Genomic DNA, 16,937 nt, shown 5'->3' on the forward strand with positions numbered 1-16,937 from the left:
AGTTAGAGTTAAGCTGTCGGGCTCACCTCTTACTTTTAGAGGCTAACTTATAAGCGCTAGCATAATAGGTATGCAGCTTATAGTTATGCTGTAGCGCCATAATGGCGAGTGATAGAGGGGCTTTTTCGTTATTAACCTTATGCCGAACATAGGTTGCAGTAACGGGGATTGCTTTAGAAGCACAATGGCTAAATAACAGGTGAGGCATGTCAGTATTGTGACTAAGATGCCCTCTATCATAAGAGGAAGTTGATATTGAGTTAAGTAGTACGCAACGACTATGATGATGCTCTGGTGCAAGATATAGATTGGAAATACCCAAAGGTTGAGTTTGCGAATAATGGATGATTCTTGTTGGAGGAAACGGCTGGCTAGAGCAGCGACAGCAAATACTGGCAGAGTCTTGGCTAGTGCATAGATTGTTAACCCAACTGTAACCGCGTATCTGTTCTCTTGCAGAGGGCCAGTTTGCCAAATAAACTCAAATACAAATTGCAGTAAAATTAGAGCGCTGAGCGCCAAGAGTGTTATCGGCAGCCAAGATGCTTTGAGTTTTTGCCAGAATAGATGATGACTGCCGAGTAGAAATCCAAATAACAGCAAGTAGAAGCCATATATCTCTCTTATCTGTTCACCTTCTAGCAAGGTTTCAATTAATAAGATAGAAACAATACAGATCCCGAGTTGGAGCTTGAGGTGTCCACTTAATAGATGGGTTACTCTCAGGCCCCATCTGCTGGTTAATAACGGTGCTAGAAGCAATAGAATCACGCTGTATTGCCAAAGTGAGCGTAAAAACCATAAGTGATTGACATCGAAGTGAGGCCAAATACCACTCTGATAATCGTCGAAATAGTGCTTGGGGTCGACATAGAGTGCAAACAGAAAATCCCCAAAGTCTAACGGCATCTTGCCAGCCTGTGTCATCTCTATGTATAGCTGTGGCGGGACTATAACTAATACCCCAATCAAGAGTGGTAATAGGAGCTGAGTGCTGCGAGTTAATATGAGTTGCCAATCGCTGCGTTTATTCCACATATGCCTAAGGGCTACGCCAGAGATCAACCAAAGTAATCCCATTCTCCAAGGTGACAGTGTTAGTAACAGGTTTTTTAATCCATCTGATGATGCTTCATGTTTGAAATGAAAGCCCCAATCAGGCACATAAACCATGCCGATGTGGAACAAGATCAGTAACCCAATAGCAATTACTCTCAGCCAGTCAAGTTGATGAAGTCGGTTAGACTGCATATCGCATTCCTTTTCGTTAGTTGAATCCATAGGTTATGACTTGTTTACCGGGATAGTATTCTGCAAACTATATCGATAAAGAGGGACTGCCTTGTCACTATTTAACTGAAATGAAAGAGATTAGTGATAAGTGGTGGAATACAGGGATAAAAGGAATGATCAGAAGATGCCATTAACGCCGCTTCATTTTCAAAATAATAAAACGCGCTATGAAACTCTAGCCTTGCTAGTGTATTTCTTTATCAATGCCAGCATAAATGCCACTTCTGAGACCATGGAAGCGGGCCGAGAACAGAGCGTAAATTTCGTTATATGGGAGCCGTTTGTATGGGAGTTCTCAAGTGCCATTTCAACCTTAATACTATTCCCCTTTATTGCGCTGTTTATGACGAAGAAGCCATGGCAATGGCAGCATTCAAGCTCTTCATTTTTGACCTACTTGGTCGCGGCATTTGTGTTCTCTTTTTGCCATATCGGACTCATGGTCAGCATAAGAGAGTTCAGTTATCTGTTCTCATCACTTGATTATGACTTTGCAAAGTCGACGGCTGAATTAGGCTATGAATTGATTTATGAGTTAAGAAAAGATCTATGGAGTTTCTGCTTTTTTGTCATTGTCATCGCCGCTTATCGCCAGGTAGTAGCTCAATATTTAGGGGATGTTCGGTGTATAGATACGGAGCAAAAAGAAGCTAAATCATTGACCAAACTCCTGCTTGTCAAAAAGTTAGGTAAAGAGTTCTTAATTAAGACAGAGCAGATAGAGTGGGTACAATCGGCTGGAAACTATGTCAATTTGCACATAGAAGACCAAGTTTACCCAACACGCAGTACCTTAGCCGAATTCATTGAACGGGACGCTTCACACGCTTTATGCCGAATTCACCGCTCCTTTGCCGTTAACTTAAATTACGTTAACTACATTGAGCCAATGCCCAGTGGCGATGCCGAGCTCACTCTACATTCAGGTAAAAAACTACGAATTTCACGCCGTTATAAAGAGGAGTTTCATCGAATTAAAACAGAGTCAGTGGGATCAACATAGTCGCTATATTCATTTTAAGGGCATTGAAGTTGCTTTCGAAGTAGTCTAGGTTGCTGATTATTAAGGTCGGGGCATTGCCATAGATTAATGAACAATGCCTGAATGGATTGATTGCCCATCTTTAATCGAATTATCACCAACAGGGAGTTTATGTGAATAGATATATATTGGTTTTTACTTTAGTTATTTCATCATTTGGAGCCCAAGCATCCAACTTAATCAATGATGAACGTATCAAAAAACAAACTGACTGCTTTAGTCAAAATTTTTCTGACTATGATTCATGGCGTGGCTTTATAGAGAAAAAATACAGAAAAAGGGCAAAACCTGATGCTAAGGTAGAACAAAAATTAGCTCAGTTTGATGCTATTTTTGGTAAAGAAAAATTTAACTATTTCAAAGACAAGTTATCTTGTAGAACCTTTGAATACTTTGTTGATGGACAAGCTGTTTATGGTTATATCATTAAGCCCAAACTAGTTAAAAATGACCTACCAGTGTTAATTTATAACCGTGGTGGCAACGGAGGGTTTGGCGGAGTTGTTCTTGGCTCAATGATGCATAATATATTTCCTATTGCTGATGAAGGATTTATTATTATTGGTAGCCAATACCGAGGTACATTTACAAAAGATGACTCCCTTGACGAGTTCGGTGGCAAAGACGTCGATGATGTTATTGCGCTATTAGACTATATTCCAAGTATTGAAGGTGCAGACAATAACCGTATTGGAATGTATGGGGCTAGCAGAGGTGGAATGCAGACACACTTAGCGACTAAGCGAATCAAGAATATTAAGGCTATTGCAACCCTTGCAGGCCCATCTGATCTGTTAAAGGGGCTCACTTATAGACCCAAAATGGAGTTAGTGTTTAAGAAGCGCATTCCCGATTATGAGAAGAATAAAGTGTCTGAACTAGAGAAACGTTCAGTACTGAGCTGGGTAGGTGAGTTATCTGCAGATGTCCCTATCTTGCTTCTTCATGGCACTAATGACAAAAGAGTGTCAGTAAATCATTCTATTGATCTTGCTGATGCCTTATCAAAGCACAAGATCCCCCATAAACTTGTGTTATACCCAGACGATAATCACGGCTTGATGCAAAATAAAGAGAAAGCCAATACAGAACTCGTTAACTGGTTTAGAGAGTATCTATAATTCGCCCACTCGGCCCGCCCAAGGCATCCCCTTGGGCGTCCAAGATCTTCATTCCAAGATAAAGCAATTCACCACAGAGGTCACAGAGACCACGGAGAAGAGCAACAGCGAGAAAGGCATTACAAGAGTTCACTTATAGGTTAATAGCTATTTACAGGCTACCGACACAAATCTTAAATCGAAGAGATAGACACTCAGGTGTGAACGCGGCTGTGACCTTTGGAAGCATGGCGAAGTTACACGAAGTGGAACTCTTTGAGCGAGAGATAGGGATATCGAACTGGCTGTTTAACAGGGAAGTTGTTTGAAGTCGTAGAGCCCATAGGGCAGAAAATGTTCCAGACATTTTTTCTGCATTTCCTCCATCCCTGGAGGTCAGATATATTTACGCCGTGTCACAGAAGTGTTTGCACATCGGCCTGCTGCAAGCAATAAACACCAATAAAAATTTGGTACCCAGTAAAATATCAAGCACCAATTATCAACTTGCAAAAGGTTTTGAAGTAAGTCTGAATTCAGTAGGTTTTAGACTAATCAATCAGCCACAAACCCGTTACTAAAGTTAACTTCGAACAAGTAGCGGCTGACAATAATCGAGTTTCTCACCAACCTCTTTAGAGACTAAAAGAGGTCCTTCATCCGATGGTACAACATCCCTGCTGCCAACATGGGTGAGCGAAAAACCGGCCCGCCGGGGAAGGTCATATGTTGCACCTTGTCAAAAATATCGAAGCGCTCAGCTTGTGCGGTAAGCGCCTCGGCGATTAGCTTTGCTGCCATATGGGTGGCGTTGACGCCATGGCCTGCATAGGCTTGGGCGTAGAGAATATTGGGACAATCCGGTAGTCGGCCAATTTGTGGCAGGCGGTTGGCGCCTATGCCTATCATGCCTCCCCATTCAAAATCGATTCTTACTCCCTTTAACTGAGGGAATACCTTCTCAAGATTTGGGCGCAGAGCCGCTTCAATATCTTTAGGATCTTTACCTGAGTATGTACAAAGCCCGCCAAAGAGCAGGCGGTTATCTTCTGAGAGGTGAAAGTAATCTAAGTCGATACGCAAGTCAGCAAAAGCCATATTTTGCGGAATAATCTCTTTGCACTGCTCATCGGTTAACGGCTCTGTGGCCAGCAAGTAACTGCCGGCTGGGAGCACTTTCCCACCTACGTAACTGTCGAGTTTATGGCCAATATAAGCATTACCAGCCAGCACCAGATATTGGCAGTTTACCTGACCTTTAGCGGTAATGACTTGGGGCTTGTCTCCCTTGATGATCTTCTCTGCTGCGCTGTACTCAAACATCTTAACGCCCAAAGCTTTAGCCACTTTGGCTTCACCTAGTGCGAGGTTGAGCGGGTGAAGGTGGCCGCTGTTCATGTCCACAAGGGCGCCTTCATAGCAGTCTGAACCGATAACCTGTTTGATATCCTGTTTCTGTAACAGGGTAAAACCTTCGCCTCGACCTTGAGAAAGAAGGTCATCATAATCCTCTTGAAGCTCTGTCATATGGCGGGCTTTTATGGCCAAGTCGCAGTAACCCATCTGCAGGTTACAGTCGATATTGTGCTCTGCAACACGCTGCCTGACGATGTTAACCGCTTCATAGCCCATCTGATTGATGGCTTCGACACCTTCGCTACCTATGATGTTTTCAAATTGAGCAACGTTGTGACCAATACCACGAATAAGCTCACCACCATTTCTGCCCGATGCACCCCAGCCAATACGTTTAGCTTCCAGAAGGACCACTGAGAAACCTTTCTGGGCCAGTTCGATGGCGGTATTTATTCCACTAAAACCACCGCCAACAATACATACATCGGCGCTTATCTGCTCCTGCAACTGAGGATGCTCATGGAGCTCCTTAGCGGTGCTGAAATAGTAGGAGGCGGGGTATTGGTCGCTGTGAACTGGGCTGCTGACGGACATTATCTCTCCAAACTTTATTATTGTTATTAGATATACGTTTTCAGTTATTAGGTTTTACTTATCGATTATCGCAATTTAGTTATAAAATACGACTTTTTAAGAATCTTTGGGACTTAGAGCGCTATACATCTGCTGATAGTCCTATATAATTCACGGGTGTTGATTATATTTAACATGCTTTTTGGTCAGATACAAATTAGTATGGGGAATAGATTGAGTGATTTTGATACAAAGGTTGACGAGTTTCGCCTTGGTAGCGTGTTTTGATAGGAGAGATAGATTTGGATATTGGAGCTAGTCTCAAGGCTGTCCGCAAAATTAAGGGGTTATCCCAGCGTGAGCTTGCGAAAAGAGCTGGCGTCACCAATAGCACTATATCAATGATTGAGAAAAACAGTGTCAGTCCATCGGTAAGTTCGTTAAAGAAAGTACTATCTGGATTACCTATGTCATTAGTCGACTTCTTCTCCATGGAAGATACTGCGGCGAGTGAAGCCAAGGTTGTTTACCGCAGTGACGAGCTGCTCGATATTGGCGATGGTAATTTAGATTACAAGCTGGTGGGTCGGGATTATCCCAACCGAGCTATGTCAGTGATGAGTGAAACCTACCCACCTGGCTCTGATACTGGTGAAGAGATGCTGAAACATGAGGGGGAGGAAGCGGCCATCGTGATAGAGGGCAAGTTTGAGCTCACGGTGGGTGACGAGGTGTTTATTCTTGAAACTGGAGATAGCTATTACTTTAATAGTGAGACGCCCCATAGGTTCAGAAATCCTTTCGATGAGGATTGCCGAATAGTGAGCGCAACCACGCCAGCTAACTTCTAACTTTGTTTGTATTATTAGAAGATTAAAAGGGCTTAGGCCCTTTTTTTGTGCCTAAATCTTGCTGTCAGTCACTGACCCTTCCGCTCAGTGCATCTACCCAACTGAGCGTATTAGCTTTTAACATCTTATTTACTGTTAGCGTTTGTTGGGCTGAATTCTAAACTTCTCTCACCTTTCAAAACCCTGCTCTATATAATTCTACTGGTTAGAAATGCTGCTCTTTAGAAATACCTTAGTGCTTACAGCCTGTTGGCGCTATTTGGCAGTGTGTTTACTGTACAGCTTATGTAAATAATATTGGTCATGGTGAGTCTGTTTCTGTGAACTGCGTCAAGGTTGAATTACAGCGTTATTTTGATTGAATATCTTGCCAAATGGCTCGATAACTGCAAGGTGTTAACAATATTTAATTATCTATTGCCATGTTATTACTAATGTTTTTGTTGTTTTTGTTTCGGGGTTAAAATTGTATTCATTTATGCGCTTGCCTGTGTGCTTTTTTCAGTGTAGTGTTTGATAAAGTGAACATCTGGTCAGGTCGTGTTCACAACTAAGTGCTCTTATAAACATAATAAAAACGAAAATATAACGAGAAAGGTGATTTATGTCGGATGCAGGGCTTGCTGTCATTGGGGTGACAGCGTGCAATCAAGAGTTAGGCTTACATCCTTTTAATATCGTGGGCGAAAAATATCTGTTATCCATTGCCGATGCGACTAATGCATGGCCTTTGGTGATCCCTTCGCTTGGGCATTGTCCAGCTGAATCAATTCTACCTAGGCTAGATGGCATTTTATTTACCGGTTCACCATCGAATATTGAGCCGCATCACTTTCAAGGACAACCCAGTGAAGCGGATACCCATCACGATCCTAAGCGAGACGCGACCACACTTCCTCTATTAAAAGCGGCTATTGATGCGGGAGTTCCTGTGCTCGCTATCTGTCGTGGTTTTCAGGAGATGAATGTGGTTTATGGCGGCACACTTCATCAAAAACTCCATGAAGTGGGCGGTTTTCTTGAACATAGAGAAGATAAGAGTAAGCCAGTAGATGTGCAGTATGGGATCTCCCATGAGGTACAGATAGAACCTGGAGGGTTGCTTCACGAGGCGTGGGGCCGTAACTCTGCAGAGGTTAACTCTGTGCATACCCAAGGCGTCGATCGTCTGGGTGTCGGGTTACGGCCGGAGGCGTTTGCCTCAGATGGATTAGTCGAAGCCTTCTCTGTGAGAGAGGCTAAAAATTTCGCACTGGGCGTCCAGTGGCATCCGGAATGGAAGGTGCTTGAACATCCTTTTTACACCGCCATTTTCAAACAGTTTAGTGATGCTTGCCAACGCCGTGCAATGAACCGAGTGAGATAAAATGAAGAAGTTAACCGCTTATTTAAAAGAGCATAAAATTACCGAAGTTGAGTGTGTGATCAGTGACATGACGGGTATTGCCCGTGGCAAGATTGCACCGGTTGATAAGTTTATCGATGAGAAAGGGATGAGAATGCCTGAGAGTGTGCTGCTGCAGACTGTCACAGGTGATTATGTGGAAGATGAGCCCTACGATGAGTTATTGGATAAAGCGGATATCGACTTTATCTGTGTTCCCGATGAAGATGCAGTGTTCAAGCTGCCTTGGACAATAGAAGCAACGGCTCAGGTTATCCATGATACCTATGACAAGATGGGTAACCCGATTGAGCTCTCACCACGCAATGTTTTGAAAAAAGTGCTTAAACTTTATGAAGATAAGGGCTGGAAACCTGTGGTAGCTCCCGAGATGGAGTTCTATCTGACCCGCAGAAATGAAGATCCAGATCAAGCGCTTATCCCACCTGTTGGCCGTAGTGGCCGCCAAGAATCAGGCCGCCAATCCTTCTCTATTGATGCTGCCAATGAGTACGACCCCCTGTTTGAAGATATGTATGACTGGTGTGAAGAGCAGGGGCTAGATATTGATACCCTGATCCATGAAGAGGGTACCGCTCAGATGGAGATCAACTTCAGCCACGGTGATGCACTATCTCTAGCCGATCAGGTGTTTGTGTTTAAACGTACCCTACGTGAGGCAGCATTAAAGCATAATGTATGTGCCACCTTTATGGCCAAGCCTGTCGCCGATGAGCCAGGTAGTGCGATGCATTTACATCAAAGTGTGATAAATCTTAAGTCTGGGAAAAATATCTTCTCTTTAGATGACGGCACTAAGGGGCCACTCTTCTTTAGCTATATCGGCGGTTTACAAAAATATGTCCCTGAATTCCTTCCACTGTTAGCCCCCAATGTGAACTCTTTTAGACGTTTCCTACCAGGCACCTCTGCGCCAATTAATCTCGAGTGGGGCGAAGAGAATCGAACCTGTGGGCTGAGGATCCCTGAGTCCTCTCCACAAAATCTGCGTATTGAGAACCGTATTGCTGGCGCTGATTCCAACAGCTATTTAGCTATCGCAGCGAGTCTTCTCGCGGGTTATATCGGCATGGTCGATGACGTGAAACCTTCGACTCCAGTACAGGGCAGGGCGAACGAGTCTCGCCAGAGTATCAGCCTACCGCTAACCCTTGAGGAAGCCTTGGCTGTGATGTCTGAAAGTACGGCATGTCGTGAATACCTTGGTGAGGCGTTTACCACAGGTTATATCGCGGTGAAGCAGGCGGATCTGGCCAGTTATAAGCGGGTGATCAGTTCATGGGAGCGTGAATATCTGCTGCTGACCGTTTAGTCCAATAGTTATCTCTGGGCCATGTTGGGATGGCTCTGAGCGTAAGTGACGCGTTAATTAAGTAAGAAAGTGATCGGGAATACGTTTGAATAGATCTCTATTCAGGTGTTGGCTGTGCAAACTGCCGGTGCGGTTTTAAAGGTGTAGCATTGGTTAAAATAAGAACTAAAACCGGCTTGACCGGTAAACAATGACAGACAACAGTCATGGACTGTTGCTACGCTAAATCAAGGAGATAGCATGAAGTTTTTTAAGAAAATAACCACGTTAGCCTTAATCGGTGCAGGTGTGTTAGCAAACACTAACGTGATGGCTGAAGAGGTAGTTAGGGTCTATAACTGGTCCGATTATATTGCCGAAGATACTTTAGCTAACTTTGAAAAAGAGACAGGTATTCGTGTTATCTATGATGTATTTGATAGCAACGAAGTGGTTGAAGCTAAGCTGCTATCGGGCCGTTCTGGTTATGATCTTGTGGTGCCATCGAATAACTTCCTCGCTAAGCAGATAAAGGCTGGGGCTTTTCAAAAGCTAGATGTCGCTCAACTCTCTAACCATAAGAATCTTAAAGCCGACTTAATGAAGCAGTTGGAAGCGGCGGATCCGGGTAATGAGTACTCTGTGCCGTATCTATGGGGAACGACTGGCATAGGCTATAACGAAGGTAAAGTGAAAGAGATTTTAGGTGAAGATGCACCGACTGACTCTCTTGAGCTGCTGTTTAATCCTAAATATGCTGAAAAGCTATCAAAGTGTGGCCTCTCAATGCTCGATTCTGCCGATGAGATGTTACCTATGGCTTTAGTTTACTTAGGGTTAGATCCCAACAGTAATAGCAAGGCTGATTACAAAAAAGCGGGTGAAGTGTTAGATAAGGTGCGCCCTTTTGTCACCTACTTCCACTCATCACGCTACATTACTGACCTCGCTAATGGTGATATCTGTGTTGCCTTTGGTTACTCAGGCGATGTGTTCCAAGCAGCGGCTCGCGCCGAAGAAGCGGAAAATGGTCAGGTGATTGGTTACTCAATTCCTAAAGAGGGCGCGAACCTTTGGTTCGATATGTTGGCGATTCCTGCCGATGCTGCCAATGTGAAAAACGCTCACACCTTTATTAACTACATACTTCGCCCTGAGGTGATCGCGCCTATTACCGATTACGTTGCTTACGCGAATCCAAATGCGGCGGCGGAAGCCTTAGTCGATAAAGAGATCTTAAGCGACCCGGCTATCTATCCAACGCCTGAAGTACTAAAGCGCCTCTATGTGGCCGATGTACGTCCGATGAAGGCTCAACGTGCGATGACACGTGTTTGGACCAAAGTGAAGTCAGGTTACTAATAGACCTAAATTGGGCCAGCGCTACTGGTCCAAGTTCCACCTCTCGTTAAAAATTGCCGAAGGTGCCACTGATATGTGGCGCCTTTAGTGGAGAAGTATTATGACTACCACCTCAAGCGTCACCAATAAACCAACTACAAAGACGCCAGGAAAAGTCCTGCTTAAAATTGAGCGGGTCAGTAAGTTATTTGATGATGTTCGCGCTGTCGATGATGTGTCGTTAGAGATCAATCAAGGGGAGATTTTTGCACTGCTGGGAGGCTCTGGCTCTGGTAAGTCCACCTTGCTGCGTATGTTGGCAGGCTTTGAGAAACCCTCAGAGGGGCGTATCTATCTCGATGGGGTCGATATCACTGATATGCCGCCACATGAACGACCGATAAACATGATGTTTCAATCCTATGCTCTGTTTCCTCATATGTCGGTTGAGCAGAATATCGCCTTCGGTTTGAAGCAAGATAAGTTACCTAAAGATGAGATCGCCGCTCGAGTGGGAGAGATGCTCAAACTGGTACATATGGAGGAGTACGCTAAGCGTAAACCTGCTCAGTTATCTGGTGGTCAGCGTCAACGTGTTGCATTGGCGCGCTCTTTAGCAAAACGACCTAAGTTGCTGCTGCTCGATGAGCCTATGGGGGCTCTGGATAAGAAGCTGAGAACTCAGATGCAGCTCGAGGTCGTCGATATTCTTGAGGCCGTTGGCGTGACTTGCGTCATGGTGACCCATGATCAGGAGGAGGCGATGACCATGGCTGAGCGGATCTCCATTATGAATCAGGGCTGGATAGCGCAAACTGGCTCACCAATGGATATCTACGAGAGTCCCTCCTCACGAATGGTGGCTGAATTTATTGGCTCTGTGAACCTCTTTGAGGGGGAGATAGTGGTCGATGTGGCGGATCACGCCATCATACAGTCGCCCAATCTTGAAACGAAATTCTATATTGGTCACGGGGTATCGACCAATGTGGAAGATAAGACAGTTTGGTTAGCGGTGAGACCAGAGAAAGCACGTATTAGTCGTGAACAGCCTGAAAATGAATACAACTGGTGCCAAGGCGTGGTTGAAGATATTGCCTACCTTGGTGGGATCTCAGTCTATTACATTCGTTTGACCAACAATCAGGTGATCCAATCTGTGATGACTAACCGTGATAGACGCTCAGACCCTCCTACATGGGAAGATAAGGTCTTCATCAGTTGGGAGGCCACCAGCGGAGTGGTCCTCAGATCATAGGAGGGCATAGCATGAAAAAGCCACTCACGTTTAAACTGCCCAAGGGGCAATGCTGGACCATAGGGGTTCCCTATTTCTGGCTACTGTTATTCTTCGCTCTTCCCTTTGCTATCGTCCTTAAGATCAGTCTGTCGACAGCAGCCATCTCTATTCCACCTTATGAATCGTTGTTTAGCTATGCCGATGAGTCGCTGCAGATCTTGCTGAATTTAGGCAATTACCTGCTGATCTTCGATGACTCGCTCTATCTGTATGCTTACTTAGGCTCATTGAAGATGGCCTTTATCACCACCTTAGGCTGTCTCTTGATTGGCTATCCGATGGCCTACGCCATTGCCAGAGCGCCTAAGGAGAAGCAGACCTTGTTGATTCTGTTGGTGATGCTACCTTCGTGGACCTCCTTCCTTATTCGTGTGTACGCCTGGATGGGGATCTTGAGTAACAATGGGGTGATTAATAATATTCTGCTCTGGTCTGGTGTTATCTCAGAGCCAATCCAGATGCTGAATACCAATTTTGCTGTTTATATCGGGATTATCTACAGTTATTTGCCGTTTATGATCTTACCTCTCTATGCGACCTTGTCTCAACTCGATGGCAGCTTACTTGAGGCTGCATCAGATTTAGGCTCACGATCCCTCAATACCTTCTGGAAAATCACCTTGCCTCTCTCTAAAGGTGGGGTGATAGCCGGCTCTATGTTGGTGTTTATCCCTGTGGTGGGTGAGTTTGTGATCCCTGAGTTACTGGGTGGTCCAGATTCTCTAATGATAGGTAAAGTATTGTGGCAGGAGTTCTTCAATAACCGAGATTGGCCTGTGGCCTCTGCACTGGCGATTGTGATGTTAGGTTTGCTGATTATTCCTATCACTCTATTCCATCGTTACCAATCTAGAAGCATGGAGAAAGAGGTATGAGTAACAGATTAAAGAAGATGAGTTTCTCGACCATCATGCTCTGGGCTGGAATGTTTTTCCTCTATGCGCCGATGTTTATCTTAGTTATCTACTCATTTAACGAGTCGAAACTGGTCACCGTTTGGGGCGGTTTTTCACCTAAGTGGTATGGTGAGCTGTTTCGGGATCAACAGATATTAGATGCAGTATGGACTAGCTTGCGAGTTGCCTTTTTTGCCTCCACCATGGCGGTGATATTGGGCACCATGGCGGCCTTTGTGATGACGCGATTTAAGCGCTCATGGGGCAAGATGACCCTGTCTAATATGATCACCGCGCCGCTGGTGATGCCGGAAGTGATCACGGGCCTGTCGTTGCTGCTGCTCTTTGTGCATATGGCCGATCTATTTGGCTGGCCGGCTGAGCGAGGCATGTTAACGGTGTGGATAGCCCACTCCACCTTCTGCGCAGCGTATGTGGCTGTGGTGGTGTCGGCAAGGTTACGTGAGCTTGACCAGTCGATAGAGGAGGCGGCTCAGGATTTAGGGGCAACCCCTCTTAAGACATTTTTCTACATCACAGTACCTATGATAACGCCCTCACTGATGGCGGGTTGGTTACTCTCATTTAGTCTATCACTGGATGATTTAGTGATTGCCAGCTTTGCCTCGGGCCCTGGCGCGACGACGCTGCCTATGGTGGTGTTCTCGTCTGTGCGTATGGGGGTATCACCTAAGATTAATGCCCTGGCGACCTTGATCATTTTGACCGTCTCCTTAATCGCATTTATCTCCTGGTATTTTGCAAGGCGCAGCGAAAAGAGGAGTTTGCCGCCAGCCATGTAGTGAACATATAAAGCTGTATTTCCATATGGGATATGGCGAGTAAAAATAAGCGTCATAACAAGATGTTTAACTCCTTGTTATGGCGTCAGACTGAACAATCAACAGTAGGTGAAGGTTATGACAAGCGTACCTCATGCAGCTTCCTATTACGCAGCATCGGCGAATGACAAAGTAGAGCGGGCTCAACTCGCCGACAATATTGAGTCTGATGTCTGTATTATTGGTGCCGGATACACGGGCCTATCGACAGCAATCCACCTGTTAGAGCTGGGTTTTAGCGTAACAATACTTGAAGCCGCCAGAATTGGTTGGGGGGCATCTGGTCGCAATGGCGGACAGATAGTTAACAGTTTTAGCCGTGATATCGACTCCATCGAAAAAACCGTGGGCGTTGAAAATGGCAAACTGTTTGGTGAGATGGCCTTCGAAGGTTCTAAGATCATTAAAGGGTTAATTAATAAATACCATATTCAGTGTGACCTAAAAGATGGTGGTGTGTTTGCTGCCATTAACCCAAAACAGATGGGGCACCTTGAGGCGCAAAAGTCTCTATGGGAGAAACATGGGCATATGGGGCACCTTGAGCTGCTTGATGGCCAAGGGATCCGCAATGTGGTGGACTCTGAGCGTTACGTTGGCGGACTACTTGATAAAAGTGGTGGCCATATTCATCCACTCAACCTTGCGTTAGGGGAGGCGGCTGCGGTTGAATCTTTGGGGGGCAAGATATTTGAAGACTCTGCCGTGATCCGCGTCGACCAAGGTGATAATCCTCTGGTTCATACGGCTAAAGGGTCGGTGAAAGCGAAATTTGTGGTGGTGGCTGGTAACGCCTACCTCAATGGTTTGATGCCTGAGCTGCAAGCGAAATCTATGCCTTGTGGTACCCAAGTGTTAACCACTGAGCCATTAAGCGATGAACTGGCCAATAGCTTGTTGCCACAGGACTACTGCGTTGAAGATTGTAACTACTTGTTAGATTACTTTAGGTTATCTGGTGATAAGCGTCTTATCTATGGCGGCGGTGTGGTCTATGGGGCGCGCGACCCTGCTGATATCGAGGCGATTATTCGTCCTAAGATGTTAGAAACCTTCCCACAACTTAAAGATGTGAAGATAGATTATACTTGGACGGGTAACTTTCTGCTGACTCTGTCGCGTTTGCCGCAAGTTGGGCGCATTGGCGATAATATCTATTACTCCCAAGGTTGTAGCGGTCACGGCGTGACCTACACGCATCTTGCTGGCAAGATTTTAGCCGAGGCGATAAAGGGCCAAGCGACGCGCTTCGATGCATTTGCGAGTCTTCCTCACTATCCTTTCCCCGGTGGCCATATGTTTAAGGTGCCATTTAGTGCGATTGGCGCTTGGTATTACACCATGAGAGACAAGTTCGGGAGATGATATTTGTTTTACCTGTGAGATTAAGCTGCCATGGGGCAGCTTTTCTTTTTTAGGGGATAAAGGGATATGAGTAAGCCAAGTGATGGCGCTTGCTCCCATGCCTGCTATTTTTAAGTTAGTCCTTAACTTACCGTTAGGGAGAGCTTCGGAGACCGCGATGAAACATCTTCCTATCAGCACTAAATTACTCTGGATCACCTCCGGCCTTTTTCTCTCTATTGTTACCATCTTATCTGTCACCTTATGGTGGGCTTTAGACAGAAATAATGCTGAGATAACCGCTCAGGTGCAGGAAACCATACATCAGGAAACTCAAGCAAAACTAGAGGCTAAGGCGGGTGAGTATGGTCAAAAGGTGGCGGGATTTATTAATGAAGCCTACCGTATTCCCTATGCTTTTTCCGGCATGATAGAGGAGAGCTCTGGTACTGAGTTTTTAACTCGTGAAGGCGCTGAGGCTAATATTGGCTCAATACTGAGAAAGAACAGTCAACTCTCCTCCATGTATGCTCAGTTTGAGCCCGATGGGTTCGATGGTAATGATGCGCACTATATGTCGGGGACTAGCCATAGCGTCGAAGGCGCGGGCAGTTTAGAGCTCTACTTTGTGCGTAATGATGATGGCAGTGTGACACAGGAGTCTGTTGATGATGCCAATGAGAAGTATGCAGATAAGCTCAATGAGTTTGGGTTAAGAGAAGCTGAATGGTACCTGTGTGCCCGAGATAGTATGCGTCCCTGCTTAATGGAGCCCTACCTTTATGAGATCTCTCCAGGGAATAATGCCCTAATGACCTCATTAACTGTGCCTGTGATAAAAGGGGGCAAGTTTAGTGGCTTAGTTGGCGTGGATCTGAACTTGCCGATATTTCAGCAGATGATTGAGGAGCTCTCAGGAGAGCTTTTTCAGGGTAAAGCTAAGGTTACTCTGCTCAGTAGTAAAGGGTTAATAGTGGCTGCCAGCCATTATGATAAGAAAGCTCGCCCCCTAAAAGAGGCATTGCCAGAGGCGTTAGCTTCCAGCTTAGTCAATTTAGCCAAAGGTGAAGGTCACTTTGAGAATAGCGATGAGATAGCCGTGGCTTACCCTATCGAGATCCCGCTAGCTGCAAGCACCTGGTCTTTAGTGATAGAGGTACCTAAGGAGGAGGCATTTAAGCCTGCAATTTTACTCAATAACAATATGCAGGAGATGGCTAACGCTTTAGGCCGTTTGCAACTCAGCCTAGGGGTAATTGTCTCCCTAGTCGCAGTGTTTAGTATCTGGGTGGTGATCCGTAGCATTATCTCTCCCCTCAAGATGATTCAATCTCGTGTGGAGTGCTTAGCTAGTGCAGAGGGGGATTTAACCCAATCAATAGAAGTTGAATCCCACGCCGAGCTTATCGCCTTAGGAAGTGGTTTTAATGCCTTTATCACTAAGTTGAGACTCCTGATTGTTGAGCTAAAACAGTTAGCGGGACAATCCCAAGAGGAGAGTTTATCCGCGGCCAGTATTGCCAAGCAGATGCGTGATAGTGTTGATGGTCAGAACAGTGAGATTGAGAGCGTGGTAACGGCAGTGAATCAGATGAGTGCAGCGGCACTTGAGGTGGCTAAGGCCTCTGAGCAGACGGCCACGGAAACCGATACTATGTCTGGAAATGTTAAGTTGAGTGAGGAGGGGCTGACAAAAGCGATGGCCCATGTCACGACCATGTCTACTGAGTCAAATCGGGCCAAGGAGGCGGTCGGTAAGGTGTCTGAAAGTAGTGATAATATTAGTACTATAGTTGAAGTCATTCGCTCTATTGCGGAGCAAACTAACTTGCTCGCATTAAATGCGGCTATTGAAGCGGCGCGAGCGGGAGAGCAGGGCCGAGGGTTTGCAGTGGTTGCTGATGAGGTGAGGGCGCTGGCATCGAAGACACAAGCTTCCACTGATGATATTACGCAGTTAATTAACTCGCTTCAATCTGAGGTGAGCAGTGCAACTAACGTAATAGAGAGTGGCGCAGAGATGGCGAAACTTGCGGTGGCTCAAACAGAGTCTGCACTGGTTTCTATTAATGCCATTGTTGGGCAGATTGATGAGATCTCGAGTCAAGTTACCCATATTGCCGCTGCCGCAGAGGAGCAAAGCACGGTCACAGAAGAGGTCAATAAAAATATCACTGGGATCTCTGATTCCGCCACTGAACTTTCAAGGCTTGCTGGTGAGGCGTTAAACAGCAGTGATAACCTTGCCGATTTAGTGAAAGCTCAACATGAACAACTGGGCCGTTTAAACACCTAACTTTATG

Annotated in this window: 13 protein-coding genes; 11 read left to right on the forward strand and 2 right to left on the reverse strand. The window is 45.5% G+C overall.

From position 1 onward, the window contains the following. Positions 1 to 42: 42 nt before the first annotated feature. Positions 43 to 1,251 carry an acyltransferase family protein gene (locus K0625_RS07665; RefSeq protein ID WP_220109156.1) on the reverse strand — a complete coding sequence of 403 codons (1,209 nt, stop codon included), beginning with the start codon at positions 1,249 to 1,251 and terminating at the stop codon, positions 43 to 45. A 166-nt stretch (positions 1,252 to 1,417) separates the two neighbouring features. On the opposite strand from K0625_RS07665, the gene K0625_RS07670 reads away from it, so the two are divergent. Beyond that, a complete protein-coding gene (locus K0625_RS07670) occupies positions 1,418 to 2,296 on the forward strand; it encodes a LytTR family DNA-binding domain-containing protein (protein WP_220109157.1) in 879 nt (292 codons plus the stop codon). A 152-nt stretch (positions 2,297 to 2,448) separates the two neighbouring features. After that, positions 2,449 to 3,456: an alpha/beta hydrolase family protein gene (locus K0625_RS07675; RefSeq protein WP_220109158.1), complete on the forward strand. Its 1,008-nt coding sequence runs from the start codon at positions 2,449 to 2,451 to the stop codon at positions 3,454 to 3,456. Between the two features lie 621 nt (positions 3,457 to 4,077). Here the strand turns inward: K0625_RS07675 and K0625_RS07680 are convergent. Further along, complete coding sequence (locus K0625_RS07680; RefSeq protein ID WP_220109159.1) at positions 4,078 to 5,385, reverse strand: NAD(P)/FAD-dependent oxidoreductase; 1,308 nt, start codon at positions 5,383 to 5,385, stop codon at positions 4,078 to 4,080. 281 nt (positions 5,386 to 5,666) lie between these two features. On the opposite strand from K0625_RS07680, the gene K0625_RS07685 reads away from it, so the two are divergent. The 9 genes from K0625_RS07685 to K0625_RS07725 all read left to right on the forward strand — a co-directional run bounded on the left by K0625_RS07685 (position 5,667) and on the right by K0625_RS07725 (position 16,930). Then, positions 5,667 to 6,215: a cupin domain-containing protein gene (locus K0625_RS07685; RefSeq protein ID WP_012323767.1), complete on the forward strand. Its 549-nt coding sequence runs from the start codon at positions 5,667 to 5,669 to the stop codon at positions 6,213 to 6,215. A gap of 604 nt (positions 6,216 to 6,819) precedes the next feature. Then, positions 6,820 to 7,581 carry a gamma-glutamyl-gamma-aminobutyrate hydrolase family protein gene (locus tag K0625_RS07690; RefSeq protein ID WP_220109160.1) on the forward strand — a complete coding sequence of 254 codons (762 nt, stop codon included), beginning with the start codon at positions 6,820 to 6,822 and terminating at the stop codon, positions 7,579 to 7,581. Between the two features lies 1 nt (position 7,582). Beyond that, positions 7,583 to 8,932, forward strand: a complete 1,350-nt coding sequence (locus tag K0625_RS07695; RefSeq protein WP_220109161.1) for a glutamine synthetase family protein — start codon at positions 7,583 to 7,585, stop codon at positions 8,930 to 8,932. Between the two features lie 240 nt (positions 8,933 to 9,172). Then, entirely contained in the window at positions 9,173 to 10,273 is a 1,101-nt protein-coding gene (locus K0625_RS07700; protein ID WP_220109162.1) for a polyamine ABC transporter substrate-binding protein, read from the forward strand. Between the two features lie 100 nt (positions 10,274 to 10,373). Beyond that, the gene (potA, locus tag K0625_RS07705; RefSeq protein ID WP_220109163.1) at positions 10,374 to 11,510 is read left to right on the forward strand and encodes a polyamine ABC transporter ATP-binding protein; all 1,137 of its coding nucleotides are present in this window, start codon (positions 10,374 to 10,376) and stop codon (positions 11,508 to 11,510) included. Between the two features lie 11 nt (positions 11,511 to 11,521). Continuing rightward, complete coding sequence (locus K0625_RS07710; protein WP_220109164.1) at positions 11,522 to 12,427, forward strand: ABC transporter permease subunit; 906 nt, start codon at positions 11,522 to 11,524, stop codon at positions 12,425 to 12,427. Next, a complete protein-coding gene (locus K0625_RS07715) occupies positions 12,424 to 13,251 on the forward strand; it encodes an ABC transporter permease subunit (RefSeq protein WP_220109165.1) in 828 nt (275 codons plus the stop codon). The genes K0625_RS07710 and K0625_RS07715 overlap by 4 nt, the downstream gene beginning before the upstream one ends. Before the next feature lie 117 nt (positions 13,252 to 13,368). Next, a complete protein-coding gene (locus K0625_RS07720) occupies positions 13,369 to 14,655 on the forward strand; it encodes an NAD(P)/FAD-dependent oxidoreductase (protein WP_220109166.1) in 1,287 nt (428 codons plus the stop codon). Positions 14,656 to 14,812: 157 nt separating this feature from the next. Then, on the forward strand, positions 14,813 to 16,930 hold the full coding sequence (locus K0625_RS07725) for a methyl-accepting chemotaxis protein (RefSeq protein ID WP_220109167.1): 2,118 nt from the start codon (positions 14,813 to 14,815) through the stop codon (positions 16,928 to 16,930). The last annotated feature ends 7 nt before the right edge of the window (positions 16,931 to 16,937 follow it).

Origin of the sequence: Shewanella nanhaiensis (assembly GCF_019457885.1) — a bacterium.
Taxonomy (GTDB): Bacteria; Pseudomonadota; Gammaproteobacteria; order Enterobacterales; family Shewanellaceae; genus Shewanella; species Shewanella nanhaiensis.

Bases quoted from the DNA above. Each gene is read 5' to 3' on its own strand.
- K0625_RS07665 (WP_220109156.1), bottom strand. From the start codon at position 1,251: ATGCAGTCTAACCGACTTCATCAACTTGACTGGCTGAGAGTAATTGCT.
- K0625_RS07670 (WP_220109157.1), top strand. From the start codon at position 1,418: ATGCCATTAACGCCGCTTCATTTTCAAAATAATAAAACGCGCTATGAA.
- K0625_RS07680 (WP_220109159.1), bottom strand. From the start codon at position 5,385: ATGTCCGTCAGCAGCCCAGTTCACAGCGACCAATACCCCGCCTCCTAC.
- K0625_RS07690 (WP_220109160.1), top strand. From the start codon at position 6,820: ATGTCGGATGCAGGGCTTGCTGTCATTGGGGTGACAGCGTGCAATCAA.
- K0625_RS07695 (WP_220109161.1), top strand. From the start codon at position 7,583: ATGAAGAAGTTAACCGCTTATTTAAAAGAGCATAAAATTACCGAAGTT.
- K0625_RS07700 (WP_220109162.1), top strand. From the start codon at position 9,173: ATGAAGTTTTTTAAGAAAATAACCACGTTAGCCTTAATCGGTGCAGGT.
- potA (WP_220109163.1), top strand. From the start codon at position 10,374: ATGACTACCACCTCAAGCGTCACCAATAAACCAACTACAAAGACGCCA.
- K0625_RS07710 (WP_220109164.1), top strand. From the start codon at position 11,522: ATGAAAAAGCCACTCACGTTTAAACTGCCCAAGGGGCAATGCTGGACC.
- K0625_RS07715 (WP_220109165.1), top strand. From the start codon at position 12,424: ATGAGTAACAGATTAAAGAAGATGAGTTTCTCGACCATCATGCTCTGG.
- K0625_RS07720 (WP_220109166.1), top strand. From the start codon at position 13,369: ATGACAAGCGTACCTCATGCAGCTTCCTATTACGCAGCATCGGCGAAT.
- K0625_RS07725 (WP_220109167.1), top strand. From the start codon at position 14,813: ATGAAACATCTTCCTATCAGCACTAAATTACTCTGGATCACCTCCGGC.